The organism is Bacteroides sp. RTP31139st1_H2_RTP31139_211217, from assembly GCF_040227615.1.
Classification (GTDB): Bacteria; Bacteroidota; Bacteroidia; order Bacteroidales; family Bacteroidaceae; genus Bacteroides; species Bacteroides uniformis.
In genome coordinates this window covers 1-232 of the sequence record NZ_JBCNZM010000227.1, presented here as the reverse complement: position 1 = coordinate 232, position 232 = coordinate 1, and the positions used below count along the sequence as shown (strand labels likewise).

Below are 232 nucleotides of genomic sequence, written 5' to 3'. Positions count from 1 at the left end.
TTGGCAGCGAGTATATTCCATCGGTGTACGCGAACAATCGGTATCAGACATCCCAAATGAATTCCATTTTGAAGACATACGACTTATCAATGGAATTAACCCCAAATACAAATATCAGGAGTTCTATGAAGAACAAGACGGATTGGAACTGACATGGGCCAGTGGAAATGAAGGATTCAACTGGGCAGCCAGTTCATCAGCTACTGAAAATTACCCTACGTCACAATATGAC

At 41.8% G+C, this 232-nt stretch carries 1 pseudogene; it reads left to right on the top strand.

Annotation, left to right across the window (positions count from 1 at the left end):
• Positions 1 to 232, top strand: a pseudogene (locus ABUA47_RS22470) (hypothetical protein); the annotation flags it as partial.